Origin of the sequence: Streptomyces sp. NPDC047079 (assembly GCF_040643755.1) — a bacterium.
Taxonomy (GTDB): Bacteria; Actinomycetota; Actinomycetes; order Streptomycetales; family Streptomycetaceae; genus Streptomyces.
Genome location: NZ_JBEYUZ010000015.1, coordinates 95,766 through 108,619 on the forward strand (window position 1 = coordinate 95,766; position 12,854 = coordinate 108,619).

Below are 12,854 nucleotides of genomic sequence, written 5' to 3' on the forward strand. Positions count from 1 at the left end.
GCAATGACCGAGGACAGGACAGGCATCGAGCACCGGCCGGACAGCCACTGGTACGACCACGAGGCGGGGCCGCTCGTCCGCCCCTATGCGATGACCGGTGGCCGCACCAGGCCGGGGCCCACGGGCGTGCGGTTCGACCTCATCGCCCTCGTCTCGCTGGAGACAGGCGCCCCCGACATCGACGACGACACCTCACTGGGCCCTGAGCACCGCGCTCTGCTGGACCTGTGCCGCATCGAGACACAGTCCGTGGCCGAGCTCGCGACGGGCGCCGATCTGCCCGTGGGTGTCGTCAGGGTGCTCGTCGGGGACCTGCTGGAACTGGGCTGCGTCAGGGTCAGCCGCCCCGTACCCCCGGCCCAACTGCCCGACGAACGGATTCTGCGCGAGGTCATCGCGGGTCTGAGGGCGCTGTAGACGATGAGCCGCAACCGCACGGGCCGGTCGCGTGCCGCGTTGTGCACCCGTTCGGGCACCGAATGGACGAGAACTGGTCAGATCGGTGAATTAGCGGTCCAACCCCTCGAAGACCGGCCGCAGTTGCCATGATGCTGAACCCCGCACAGATGTACTGATGTCGACCGTTGTCGGCACTCCCGAGAGAAGTGATCGATGGTCTCCGAGCTTCCCGACGCCCCCGAGGCCGAGACGGCCGCCCTGGCGTTGAAGATACTGGTCGCCGGCGGATTCGGCGTGGGCAAGACGACCCTGGTGGGCGCGGTCAGCGAGATCAGGCCGTTGCGCACCGAGGAGTTGCTGAGCGAAGCCGGACAGTCCGTGGACGACACCGACGGCGTGGACCAGAAGGTCACGACGACGGTCGCCATGGACTTCGGACGCATCACCATCCGGTCCGGGCTCTCGCTGTACCTCTTCGGCACACCGGGCCAGGACCGCTTCTGGTTCCTGTGGGACGAACTCTCCCAGGGCGCCCTAGGTGCCGTCGTCCTCGCGGACACCCGGAGACTCGAGGACTGCTTCCCCGCGGTCGACTATTTCGAGCACCGGCACATCCCGTTCGTGGTGGCCGTCAACTGCTTCGCGGGAGCCCGCTCCTACGGCGCCCACGACGTGTCGCGCGCCCTCGACCTCGACCGCGGGACGCCCGTGGTGCTCTGCGACGCGCGGGACCGCGACTCCGGGAAAGAGGTGCTGATCCGCCTCGTCGAGTACGCCGGGCGGATGCACACCGCCCGACTGCTCGACTCCGTGAGCTGACCGGCTACTCGGCGACCGCCGAGTACGCCAGCACCTTCTCGATCCGCACGCGGACGAGGAGTTCGCCCGGGACGCCGTTGCGGGCACCGAACTCCTCTGCCCGCTCCTCGCCCATGTACCGGGCGCCGAGCCGGGTCGCCCAGTGCCTCACCTCGTCCAGGTCCTCCGACAGCCGGGCCGTCCCCTGCAACACGACGAAGCCGTACGGGGGACGGTCGTCGTCCACGCAGAGGGCGACCCTGCCGTCCCTGGCCAGATTCCGTCCTTTCACCGTCTCCTTTCCCGTGTTGAAGACCACATCGTCACCGTCCAGCAGGAACCAGATCGGTGCCACGTGCGGACTGCCGTCGGAACGGACCGTGGAAAGCTTCCCGGTGCGGGTGCCCTGCGAGACGAAGGCCCGCCACTGTTCGTCGGTCATCTTCTGTGCCATGCGTCCATCCTGCTTGCCGCGAGGGCGGCTGTGGTGAAGGCTGGCTGACCGGATCCTCCGGCCAGGGGGGAGCGACATCACGGGGAGAGAGGACCATGGCGCAGAACACCGGACTCGGCTGGCTCCTGGACGACCTGACCGAACGTGTGGAACCCATACGGCACGCGATGGTGCTGTCCAACGACGGACTGGTGACCGGCACAAGCACCGGACTGCGGCGCGAGGACGCCGAGCATCTCGCCGCGGTGTCGTCCGGGCTGCACAGCCTGGCCAAAGGCTCGGGGCGCCACTTCGGTGCGGGCCAGGTCCGCCAGACCATGATCGAATTCGACGACGCGATCCTGTTCGTCACCGCGGCCGGTACCGGAAGCTGTCTGTGCGTGCTCAGCGCCGCCGAGGCCGACATCGGGCAGATCGCCTACGAGATGACGCTTCTCGTGAACCAGGTCGGCGAGCACTTGGCCGTGGACGAGAGGCAGCGGGACCAGACGCCGACCGTGGATCTCTGACCGCACACGCCGACCGGGCCTTGAGCAGCCGATGCCTGCGACCGACGTCCTGATGTGCTTTGACCTGCGAAACAAGCACGGGGCGGAGTTATCCACAGGCAGTCTCCGAGATCGGGCGATCCGGCTACGGTTTTTCCGAAGCGGATGCACACGGTGTCCGCGAGGGATTCCATGGGGGAGAGACCGCCATGTCCGCAAACACGATCACACCCGCTCGCGCCGAAGCTGCCAGCACCTGCGCAGGGCGCACCTCCCGCCGGTCTTCGCTGGCGCTGAGCCGCGCGGCACGGGAACTGGACCTCAGGCGAGGCGAGTTCGACCTCGCCATCCGGCTCGGATGCGTGCGGACCGTTCCGGACGAGGGAGGAGGGGGACGCCGCGTCACACGCGCGGAGATCGACCGCGTGCGTGCGGAGGACGGGTTCCCCGAGGCGCTGCGGGGGCGGGTCGAGACAGTGGGCACCAGGGACGGGGCGGGCCTGATGGGGGTGACCCCCGGCAGGTTCACCCGGTTCGCCCGCCTGGGCCTGATGACCCCGGTGAACTGGTACGTGAACCGCTACCGTGCGGTGGTCTGGCTCTATCTCGCGGAGGAGGTACGGCAGTTCGCAGCGGCGCGGGAGAACGCCCGGCTGCTCACCGGCCGGACTCCCGAGGGACTGCGCGGCCAACTGGAGGCGGGAGTGGATCTGCGGCCCCGCAACTGGCGTGGACGCCACATCGGATTCGAGCTGCGCCAGTTGGAGGACCCATGGGCGAAGGCCGCCGTCCTGGCGTCCCTGCTGGACCCGGCCCGGATCGCCGAGATCGTCCGTGACCCGCACGAGCGGGCCCATCTGAGCCGTCTCCGGCCCACCCGGCCCGAGCACCCGGCGCCCGACTCGCCCGCGGCCCTGATCGCCGCACGGATCACGACCGCACAAGACGCCGACGAGATCGACTGGCTCCAGGCGGAACTGGCGCAGGCGCTCATCGAGGCCCGCCGACACCGGCCCGCGCCGAGGCCGACGTCGGCGCTGCCGGACGGGCAGTTCACCCTGCCCTCCCACCCACCCGCGGCCATCGGCGAGGCCGTGAGCCTTCCCCGGACGGTCCTGTCTGCTCAAGCCCCGGCCACCGGAGGGGAACCGACGCGGTCGCGAGGCATGCTCGGGTGGCTGCGCCGCGGAGACACCTGACCGGTACGGCGCGGACGGTCTGCCGCGCACCAGTGGGCGCGTCCGTCACCTCAGCGCTCGAGTCTGCGGAACAGCCCCTCCTGAACGACCGAGACGAGCAGGCCCCCCTTGAGGTCATAGATGCGACCACGGGCCAGACCGCGGCCACCCACCGCGATCGGGGATTCCTGGTCGTACAGGAACCACTCGTCCGCGCGGAACGGCCGATGGAACCACATGGCATGGTCCAGCGACGCCATGTCGAAGCCACGCGGCCCCCACAGGGGCTCGACGGGGATGCGTACGGCGTCCAGGAGCGTCATGTCGCTCGCGTACGTCAGCGCGCAGGTGTGCACCAGCGGGTCGTCCCCCAGCGGACCCACGGCTCGCATCCAGACGGCGCTGCGCGGCTCGGCGTCCTTGATCTCCTCGGCGCTCCAGCGCAGCCGGTCCACATAGCGGATGTCGAAGGGCTGACGCCGGGCCATTCGCTCCAGCGTCTCGGGCAGACCGCCCAGATGCTCCTTCACCTCCTGCACCACCGTCGGCAGCGACTCAGGATCAGGGACCTTGCGGGCCGGCGGCAACTGGTGCTCGAAACTCCCCTCTTCAGGCTTGTGGAAGGAAGCGGTCAGATTGAAGATCGTGCGGCCCTGCTGTACGGCCGTGACCCGGCGGGTCGTGAAGGACCTTCCGTCACGGACCCGTTCGACCTGGTACACGATGGGTACGCCCGGTATGCCCGGGCGCAGGAAGTACGCGTGCAGGGAGTGCACGGGCCGTTCGCCGTCCGTCGTGCGGCCGGCCGCGACCAGCGCCTGGCCGGCCACCTGGCCGCCGAAGACCCGTTGCAAGGACTCCTCTGGGCTGCGCCCACGGAAGATGTTGACCTCGATCTGCTCGAGGTCGAGCAGATCGACGAGCCTCTCGGCCGGGTTCGTCATGAGTGGGCTTCTCCTGTGCTCACAGCTGGCCGACGTCGGTGACGCGGACCACGGCACGGCCCTCCGCGTCGGAGGCCGCGAGGTCGATCTCGGCGCTGATGCCCCAGTCGTGATCGCCGTTAGGGTCGGCGAAGATCTGGCGGACCCGCCACAGCCGGTTCTGCGGCTCCTCCTCGATCATCAGCAGCTTCGGGCCGCGGGCGTCGGGGCCGGTGCCGAGTTCGTCGTACTCGTCCCAGTACTTGTCCATGGCCGCGCCCCACGCCTCGGCGTCCCAGCCGGCCTCGGCGTCCATCTCGCCGAGCTGCTCGATCTGGTCGAGCGCGGCGAGCTCCACACGGCGGAACATGGCGTTGCGGACCAGGACGCGGAAGGCGCGCGCGTTCGCGGTGACCGGCTTGACCTGGTCGGCCTTCTCCTGCGCCTCCTCGGCCGTCAACTCCTCCGGATTGGCGAGCTGTTCCCACTCGTCCAGGAGGCTGGAGTCGACCTGGCGCACCATCTCGCCGAGCCAGGCGATCAGATCCTCCAGGTCGTCCGACTTCAGGTCGTCCGGGACGGTGTGGTCGAGGGCCTTGTAGGCGCTGGCCAGGTAGCGCAGCACGATGCCCTCGGTGCGGGCGAGCTCGTAGAAGGAGACGAACTCCGTGAAGGACAGTGCCCGTTCGTACATGTCGCGGATGACCGACTTCGGCGACAGCGGATGGTCACCGACCCACGGGTGGCTCTTGCGGTACGTGTTGTACGCCTGGAAGAGCAGCTCCTCCAGCGGTTTGGGGTATGTCACGTCCTGGAGCCGCTCCATGCGCTCCTCGTACTCGACGCCGTCCGCCTTCATCGCGGCCACGGCCTCACCGCGCGCCTTGTTCTGCTGGGCGGCCAGGATCTGCCGCGGGTCGTCCAGCGTGGACTCGATCACGGACACCATGTCGAGGGCGTAGGAGGGAGACTCCGGGTCGAGGAGTTCGAACGCGGCCAGGGCGAAGGTCGACAGCGGCTGGTTGAGCGCGAAGTCCTGCTGGAGATCGACGGTGAGGCGCACGATGCGGCCGGTGGCGTCCGGCTCGTCGAGCTTCTCGACGATGCCGCCGTCCAGCAGCGAGCGGTAGATCGCGATCGCCCGCCGGATGTGCCGCAGCTGCTGCTTGCGCGGCTCGTGGTTGTCCTCCAGCAGATGGCGCATCGCCTCGAAGGCGTTGCCGGGCCGGGCGATCACCGACAGCAGCATGGTGTGGGTGACCCGGAAGCGGGAGGTGAGCGGCTCCGGCTCGGACTGGATCAGCTTCTCGAAGGTGTTCTCCGTCCAGCCGACGAAGCCCTCCGGGGCCTTCTTGCGCACCACCTTGCGGCGCTTCTTCGGGTCGTCGCCGGCCTTGGCGAGCGCCTTCTCGTTCTCGATGACGTGCTCCGGCGCCTGGGCCACGACGAGGCCGGCCGTGTCGAAGCCCGCGCGCCCGGCGCGGCCCGCGATCTGGTGGAACTCACGGGCGCGCAGGGTGCGGACGCGGTTACCGTCGTACTTGGTCAGCGCCGTGAACAGCACGGTCCGGATGGGGACGTTGACGCCGACGCCCAGGGTGTCCGTGCCGCAGATGACCTTCAGCAGACCGGCCTGGGCCAGCTTCTCCACCAGGCGGCGGTACTTGGGCAGCATGCCGGCGTGATGCACGCCGATGCCGTGCCGCACGTAACGGGAGAGGTTCCGGCCGAACTTGGTGGTGAAGCGGAAGTTGCCGATCAGCTCGGCGATCTCTTCCTTCTCCTCGCGCGAGCACATGTTGATGCTCATCAGCGCCTGGGCCCGCTCAACCGCCTGGGCCTGGGTGAAGTGGACGATATAGACCGGAGCCTGCCGGGTCTGAAGGAGTTCGGTGAGCGTCTCGGTCAGCGGGGTGTGCCGGTACTCGTACGACAGAGGCACCGGACGGGTCGCCGAGCGGACCACCGCCGTGGGGCGGCCGGTGCGGCGGGTCAGGTCCTTCTCGAACATCGACACATCGCCGAGCGTCGCCGACATGAGGATGAACTGTGCCTGGGGAAGTTCGAGGATCGGAATCTGCCAGGCCCAGCCGCGGTCGCCCTCGGCGTAGAAGTGGAACTCGTCCATGACGACCTGGCCCACGTCGGCCTGCCTGCCGTCACGGAGCGCGATGGAAGCGAGGACCTCGGCCGTGCAGCAGATCACAGGGGCGTCGGCGTTGACGGAGGCGTCACCGGTGAGCATGCCGACGTTCTCGGTGCCGAAGAGCTTGCACAGCTCGAAGAACTTCTCCGAGACGAGCGCCTTGATCGGCGCGGTGTAGAAGGTGACCTCGTCCCGGGCGAGTGCCGCGAAGTGAGCGCCCGCGGCGATCATGCTCTTGCCGGAGCCGGTGGGAGTCGACACGATCACGTTCGCTCCCGAGACCACCTCGATCAGCGCCTCCTCCTGGTGCGGATAGAGGGTGAGGCCGCGCTCCCCGGCCCACGACTCGAAGGCTTCGTAGAGGGCGTCGGGGTCTGCGGTCTGCGGGAGCTGATCGATGAGGGTCACGCCCCCATCTTGCCTGGCCTCCCACCCGATGGGGGAATCGGATGTTCTCCCGAAGATCACGAACGCTACGCTGTGGCGCCGATGACGCGTCAGCGCACGGGGGCAACCGGCCAGCGCTGCAAGAGGAATGGGGCGGGAAGCGGCCATGATGGGACCAGCACACTCACTGTCGGGGGCCGCAGCCTGGCTCGGGGCGGGGGCGGCGGCCGCCGCTGCTGGTCACCCGATGCCCTGGCCGGTCCTCCTCGTCGGCGCGCTGCTCTGCGCCGGTGCCGCACTTGCCCCGGACCTGGACCACAAGGCGGCCACCATCTCGCGGGCCTTCGGCCCCGTCTCCCGCTGGGTGTGCGAGATCGTCGACAAGCTGTCCTACGCCGTGTACAGGGCGACCAGGAAACCGGGCGACGCCCGCCGGTCGGGCGGACATCGCACGCTGACCCACACCTGGCTGTGGGCGGTGCTGATAGGTGGGGGCACCTCGGTCGCGGCCATCACCGGCGGCCGGTGGGCGGTGCTGGGGATTCTCTTCGTGCACATGGTGCTGGCCATCGAGGGACTGCTGTGGCGGGCGGCGCGTGGTTCGAGCAGCGATGTGCTGGTGTGGCTGCTGGCTGCGACGAGCGCCTGGATCCTCGCGGGCATACTCGACAAACCGGGCAATGGTTCCGACTGGTTGTTCACCGCGCCTGGCCAGCAGTACCTCTGGCTCGGCCTGCCGATCGTCCTGGGCGCCCTGGTGCACGACATCGGGGATGCGCTGACAGTCTCCGGCTGCCCGATCCTCTGGCCGATACCGGTGGGCCGCAAGCGCTGGTACCCGGTGGGCCCGCCGAAGGCGATGCGGTTCCGGGCGGGCAGCTGGGTCGAGCTGAAGGTGCTGATGCCGGCGTTCATGCTTCTCGGCGGGGTGGGCTGCGCGGCGGCGCTCAACGTCATCTGAGAACGGCCCCGCCATGGCGGGCGCCCGCCCTGTCACGGCGACCTGTCGCTCCTGCCCGGCCTTCCGAGGGGCGCAGACGCGTGGAACCGCAGGGTCACGGGCGGCCGAGCCGGTGCCTTCGGCAGGCTCACCGGCCCGGCTGACCGGCCCGATTCACCGGCTCGGCTCACCGGCCCGCAGCAGAGCTCCGACGCACCCGGCTTGGACTCAGCCCGTCCCCTCCCCGCCGGCCGCCCCTTCCGAGCCGCCGTACCGCCGCTCGAATCGCGCGACGCGCCCCTCCGAGTCCACCGTCCGTGCCTTGCCCGTGTAGAAGGGATGGCTCTCGGAGGAGATCTCGACATCCACGACCGGATAGGTCTCGCCGTCGTCCCACTCGATGGTCTGATCGCTGGTCGCGGTGGACCGGGTGAGGAAGGCGTATCCGGCGGAGCGGTCGCGGAAGACTACGGGGTGGTAGTCGGGGTGCTTGTCCTGCTGCATGGCTGCTCCTCGCGTAGGGCGGGCGCCGGCGGGATCAGCCGGACCAGGTTTCCTCGTCCACGACATGCACGGCCGCCTCCTCCGCCGAGGCCGCGGCGCCGTCGATGCCGACATCGGTGGCGATCAGCCCGCTCTCCTCGTCCTCGTGCGCCCCTTCGTCAGGGGCGACGAGGCGGCCGGAGCGGGGGCCGCCGACCTCGTCGTCCAAGGGCTCGCCTTCACCATCGGGCCAGTCCCCGATGCCGTCGCCGTCCGGGACCGTGATGTCCGGGACTTCCTCGGCGAGGCGCTGGTCCAGCGTCTCGCCGTCGTGCCCCTCGGCCGCGGTCACGCCGACGTGGTCCACCGCCCACGGCCGCTCCGGTGGTGACCAGCCACGCTCGATGGGGTTGTTCACTCCGTCGTTCTCCAGGGTGTCCTCGGCGTCGAGCAGCCCCGCGTCGTCTTGCACCTCGGATCCGTCGGGCTGGTAGACGTCGTCTCCCCAACCGTCGGTGCTGTCCACGGGTCACCTCCAGGTGTTGGCACGGACCGAGCGCCGCCACACGGCGGCGGACACGGGGGACTGCTGGGCTGTGGCCGCGCCACACGAACCGGACGGTGGGCTCGGCCCCCTCGCCGCTACCGAGATCCAGCCTTCCACTGCCCTTCGCCACCGCGCAACGGCAGGGGCGACACGGCGGCCAGGGGCGTGGAAGACAGCGCGGGACGGCCGGTCGTGCCCGACCGGCACCCGGTGCGCCTCCCACGCGGTGCGGTGGGCCGGATCAGCTGTGCCAGGACCGCCACAGCGCCGCGTATGCCCCGTCCGCGGCGACTAGATCGTCGTGGCTGCCCAGCTCGCTGATCCGTCCGTCCTCTACGACAGCGATCATGTCGGCGTCGTGAGCCGTGTGCAGCCGGTGGGCGATCGCGACGACCGTGCGGCCGTCCAGGACACGGGCCAGGGAGCGCTCCAGGTGGCGAGCCGCGCGCGGGTCCAAGAGAGAGGTCGCCTCGTCCAGGACCAGAGTGTGAGGGTCGGCGAGCACCAGGCGGGCCAGCGCGATCTGCTGGGCCTGTGCCGGGGTGAGTGCCACACCGCCCGAGCCCACCTCGGCGTCCAGACCGTCTTCCAGTGCACGTGCCCAGCCGTCCGCGTCCACCGCGCCCAGCGCGGCCCACAGCTCGGCGTCGACGGCGTGCGTGCGCGCCAGCAGCAGATTGTCGCGTAGGGAGCCCACGAAGACGTGGTGCTCCTGGTTCACGAGGGCCACATGTGCGCGCACCCGCTCCGCCGGCATCCTGGACAGTTCGGCGCCGCCAAGGGTGATCCGGCCCTCCCGGGGCGCGTAGATTCCGGCCAGCAGCCGGCCCAGCGTGGACTTGCCCGCGCCGGAGGGGCCTACCAGCGCGAGCCGGGTACCGGGCGCGACCTCCAGGGAGACGCGGTGCAGTACGTCGACGCCCTGGAGATAGCCGAAGCGCACCTCGTCGGCCTCGACGTCGCGCCCGTCGGGGGCCACCGACGCATCGCCCGCCTCCGGTTCGATGTCGCGCACCCCGACCAGCCTGGCCAGCGAAACCTGGGCGACCTGGAGCTCGTCGTACCAGCGAAGGATCAGGCCGACCGGGTCGACGAGCATCTGCGCGATGAGCGCGCCCGTCGTCAGCTGGCCGATGCCGATCCAGCTCTGAAGGACGAACACCCCGCCGATCATCAGGACCGAGCACAAGACCGTCACATGCGTCACGCTGACGACGGGAAACAGCACAGACCGCAGCCACAGGGTGTACCGCTCCCAGGCGGTCCACTCCCTGGTCCGCCGGTTCGACAGTTCGATCCGCCGGGTGCCGAGCCGGTGGGCCTCCACGGTGCGCCCCGCCTCCACGGTCTCGGCGAGAACGGCGGCCACGGCGGCGTACCCGGCGGCCTCGGAGCGGTAGGCGGAGGGGGCACGCCTGAAGTACCAGCGGCAGCCGACCACCAGCAGGGGCACCGCGACGAGCACGGCCGGGGCGAGCGGGGGAGCCGTCACGGTCAGGCCGCCGAGGAGCAGCGCCGCCCACACCACACCGATGGCCAGTTGCGGCACGGCCTCGCGCATCGCGTTGGCCAGCCGGTCGATGTCGGTGGTGATCCGGGACAGCAGATCGCCGGTTCCGGCCCGCTCCAGGACACCCGGCGGCAGCCCCACCGCGCGCACCAGGAAGTCCTCACGCAGATCGGCGAGCATCCGCTCACCGAGAACGGCCCCGTGGAGCCGTACCAGCCGTACGAACACGGCCTGGATCACCAGGGCGAGGACGAAGAGCGCGGCGGTGCGCTCCAGGTGGAGTTCCCGCGCGCCGTCCGACAGGCGTTCCACGAGAGCGCCGAGCAGATACGGGCCCGCCATCGACGCGACGACGGAGACCGTGTTGACAGCGATCAGGAGCAGGAAGGCCCGGCGGTGCCGGCGGAACAGTTCGGCCACATAGGCGCGTACGGTCGTGGGGGCGCCGACGGGCAGCGTGGTCGCCGCCGTCGGAGCCGCCGGGTCGTACGCCGGTGGCGCCACACCGATCATGCGCTCTCCTCGATCCCTTCCAGCTCTTCCAGTTCCGCCAGGACGTCGCCGTGCGCGGCGGCCTCGGCGTCTGTCTCCCGGGTCACGACCGCGCGGTAGCGGGGCTCGCTGTGCACCAGGTCACGGTGCAGACCGACCGCCGCGACCTGGCCCTCCTGCACCAGCACGACGCGGTCCGCACGGTCCAGGAGCAGCGGCGACGAGGTGAACACGACCGTCGTACGGCCTGTCCGCAGCCTCCGGACCCCCTCGGCGATCCGCGCCTCCGTGTGCGAGTCGACGGCCGACGTCGGCTCGTCCAGGACGAGAACCCGCGGGTCGGTGATCAGCGACCGGGCCAGGGCGAGCCTCTGGCGCTGGCCGCCGGACAGCGACCGGCCGCGCTCGGTGATTCGCGCGTCCATCGGGTCCTCGGCGGCCGGTGACCCCTGCACGAGTGCGTCCAGGACATCTCCGCACTGCGCGGCGGCGAGCGCCTCCCGGGCGTCGACCGCGCCCGAGGCCGGCACATCGAAGAGTTCCCGCAGGGAGCCCGACAACAGCACCGGGTCCTTGTCCTGGACGAGGACCGCGGTCCGGGCGGAGTCGAGCGGCAGCTCGTCCAACGGCACACCGCCCAGGAGCACCGAGACTCCTTCCGTTTTCTCCGCGGGGTGTCCGCCGAGCCGTTCGGCCAGCACGCCCGCCGCGTCCGGGTCGCCGCAGACCACGGCCGTGAGCCGCCCCGCGGGCGCGAGCAGCCCGGTCCGCGGGTCGTACAGGTCCCCGTCCGGCACGCCGGCCTCGTGGGAACCGCCCACTTCCGTGGCGCGCTCCAGCGACAGCACCCGGGCCGCACGCCGGGCGGAGGGCTGTGAGAAGGAGTACGCCATGGCGATCTCCTCGAAATGCCGCAGGGGGTAGGTGAGCAGCATGACGGCGCTGTACACGGTGACCAGCTCACCCACGGCGATCCGGCCCTCGTGTGCCAGCTGTACACCGCGCCAGACGACCGTGATCATCAGCAGTCCCGGGAGCAGTACCTGGATAGCCGAGATCAGCGACCACATGCGCGCGCTTCGCACGGCCGCGGTCCGGACCTCCTGGGAGGCCCTGCGGTAGCGCTCCAGGAACAGTTCCTCGCCGCCGATGCCTCGCAGCACCCTGAGGCCCGCGACGGTGTCCGAGGCCAGTTCGGTGGCCCGGCCCGCCTTCTCGCGCTGGGTGTCGGCCCGGCGGGTCGCCCGGGGCAGCAGCGGCAGCACGGCGAGCGCCAGTACCGGCATGCCCACGGCCACGACGACACCGAGCGCGGGCTGGTACACGACGAGCCCGACGCAGACGGCCACGACGGTGAGCGCCGCCGCGGTGAAGCGGGAGAGGGCCTCCACGAACCAGCCGATCTTCTCGACGTCGCCCGTGGACACGGCGACGACCTCACCGGCCGCGACGCGTCGGGTCAGGGTGGCGCCGAGCTCGGCGGTCCGGCGGGCCAGAAGCTGCTGGACCCGTGCCGCGGCGGTGATCCAGTTGGTGACCGCGGTGCGGTGCAGCATGGTGTCGCCCAGCGCGATGCCCGCGCCGCACAGCAGGAGCAGCCCTCCGGTCATCGCGAGCCGGACGCCCGAGCGTTCGACGACAGACTGGACGGCGAGACCGACGCAGAACGGCATTCCGGAGACGGACAGGAAGTGCAGCAGCCCCCAGGCGAGGGACTTGAGCTGTCCGCCCAGTTGGTTCCGGCCGAGCCACCACAGGAATCGGGGACCCGAGCGGGCGTCCGGCACCCCTGGGTCCGGATACGGAAGGTCTTGAATCTGCATGGCGTCCCAGTGGCTCGTGTCAGGGCATGGACGGGGGCTGCGGTGCACGGGCCGGCGCATGTCCCCCACGTCAACGCCGGTCCGTAACAAGCGGTGACAGGGTCGCGTCGGAGGGTGGGTGAAGGCAAACGGTTTTCGGGCTCAGACGGCGAGATCCGGTCCGTGCGGCAGGCGGGTGAAAAGCGGGGACGGGAACACACTTATTAGGAAGATAATGTGACTATATGTCGCATGGGTACGGGTGAGGTGTGCGGTGCGGTGCGTACGACAGCCGTGGCGGCGGCCT

General features: G+C 70.3%; 12 protein-coding genes. 5 read left to right on the forward strand and 7 right to left on the reverse strand.

The genetic code is table 11. From position 1 onward, the window contains the following. The first annotated feature begins 3 nt into the window (after positions 1 to 3). Complete coding sequence (locus ABZ823_RS20545; protein ID WP_361662006.1) at positions 4 to 417, forward strand: DUF742 domain-containing protein; 414 nt, start codon at positions 4 to 6, stop codon at positions 415 to 417. A gap of 195 nt (positions 418 to 612) precedes the next feature. After that, entirely contained in the window at positions 613 to 1,218 is a 606-nt protein-coding gene (locus ABZ823_RS20550; RefSeq protein WP_361662009.1) for an ATP/GTP-binding protein, read from the forward strand. Positions 1,219 to 1,222: 4 nt separating this feature from the next. Here ABZ823_RS20550 and ABZ823_RS20555 read toward each other — a convergent pair whose 3' ends face one another. After that, positions 1,223 to 1,651 carry a PPOX class F420-dependent oxidoreductase gene (locus ABZ823_RS20555; protein ID WP_361662012.1) on the reverse strand — a complete coding sequence of 143 codons (429 nt, stop codon included), beginning with the start codon at positions 1,649 to 1,651 and terminating at the stop codon, positions 1,223 to 1,225. 95 nt (positions 1,652 to 1,746) lie between these two features. Here ABZ823_RS20555 and ABZ823_RS20560 point away from each other — a divergent pair, with 95 nt between their 5' ends. Together ABZ823_RS20560 and ABZ823_RS20565 are read left to right on the forward strand one after the other, a co-directional pair. Further along, a complete protein-coding gene (locus ABZ823_RS20560) occupies positions 1,747 to 2,160 on the forward strand; it encodes a roadblock/LC7 domain-containing protein (RefSeq protein WP_361662014.1) in 414 nt (137 codons plus the stop codon). 188 nt (positions 2,161 to 2,348) lie between these two features. Then, entirely contained in the window at positions 2,349 to 3,338 is a 990-nt protein-coding gene (locus ABZ823_RS20565; RefSeq protein WP_361662017.1) for a DUF6397 family protein, read from the forward strand. A gap of 50 nt (positions 3,339 to 3,388) precedes the next feature. On the opposite strand, the gene ABZ823_RS20570 is transcribed toward ABZ823_RS20565, so the two are convergent. Next, positions 3,389 to 4,261 (reverse strand): acyl-CoA thioesterase II, encoded by an 873-nt coding sequence (locus ABZ823_RS20570; RefSeq protein WP_361662020.1) that lies wholly within the window; start codon positions 4,259 to 4,261, stop codon positions 3,389 to 3,391. A gap of 19 nt (positions 4,262 to 4,280) precedes the next feature. Then, positions 4,281 to 6,794, reverse strand: coding sequence for a DUF3516 domain-containing protein (locus tag ABZ823_RS20575; RefSeq protein ID WP_361662023.1), 2,514 nt, complete (start codon positions 6,792 to 6,794; stop codon positions 4,281 to 4,283). Between the two features lie 145 nt (positions 6,795 to 6,939). Here ABZ823_RS20575 and ABZ823_RS20580 point away from each other — a divergent pair, with 145 nt between their 5' ends. Then, a complete protein-coding gene (locus tag ABZ823_RS20580) occupies positions 6,940 to 7,734 on the forward strand; it encodes a metal-dependent hydrolase (protein ID WP_361662025.1) in 795 nt (264 codons plus the stop codon). A gap of 207 nt (positions 7,735 to 7,941) precedes the next feature. Here ABZ823_RS20580 and ABZ823_RS20585 read toward each other — a convergent pair whose 3' ends face one another. The 4 genes from ABZ823_RS20585 to ABZ823_RS20600 all read right to left on the reverse strand — a co-directional run bounded on the left by ABZ823_RS20585 (position 7,942) and on the right by ABZ823_RS20600 (position 12,568). Continuing rightward, positions 7,942 to 8,217, reverse strand: a complete 276-nt coding sequence (locus ABZ823_RS20585; protein ID WP_361662028.1) for a type B 50S ribosomal protein L31 — start codon at positions 8,215 to 8,217, stop codon at positions 7,942 to 7,944. 34 nt (positions 8,218 to 8,251) lie between these two features. After that, positions 8,252 to 8,722, reverse strand: a complete 471-nt coding sequence (locus ABZ823_RS20590) for a DUF5709 domain-containing protein (RefSeq protein WP_361662030.1) — start codon at positions 8,720 to 8,722, stop codon at positions 8,252 to 8,254. A 262-nt stretch (positions 8,723 to 8,984) separates the two neighbouring features. After that, positions 8,985 to 10,766, reverse strand: a complete 1,782-nt coding sequence (locus ABZ823_RS20595) for an ABC transporter ATP-binding protein (RefSeq protein WP_361662033.1) — start codon at positions 10,764 to 10,766, stop codon at positions 8,985 to 8,987. Beyond that, positions 10,763 to 12,568, reverse strand: coding sequence for an ABC transporter ATP-binding protein (locus tag ABZ823_RS20600; RefSeq protein ID WP_361662036.1), 1,806 nt, complete (start codon positions 12,566 to 12,568; stop codon positions 10,763 to 10,765). The genes ABZ823_RS20595 and ABZ823_RS20600 overlap by 4 nt, the downstream gene beginning before the upstream one ends. Positions 12,569 to 12,854 lie beyond the last annotated feature (286 nt).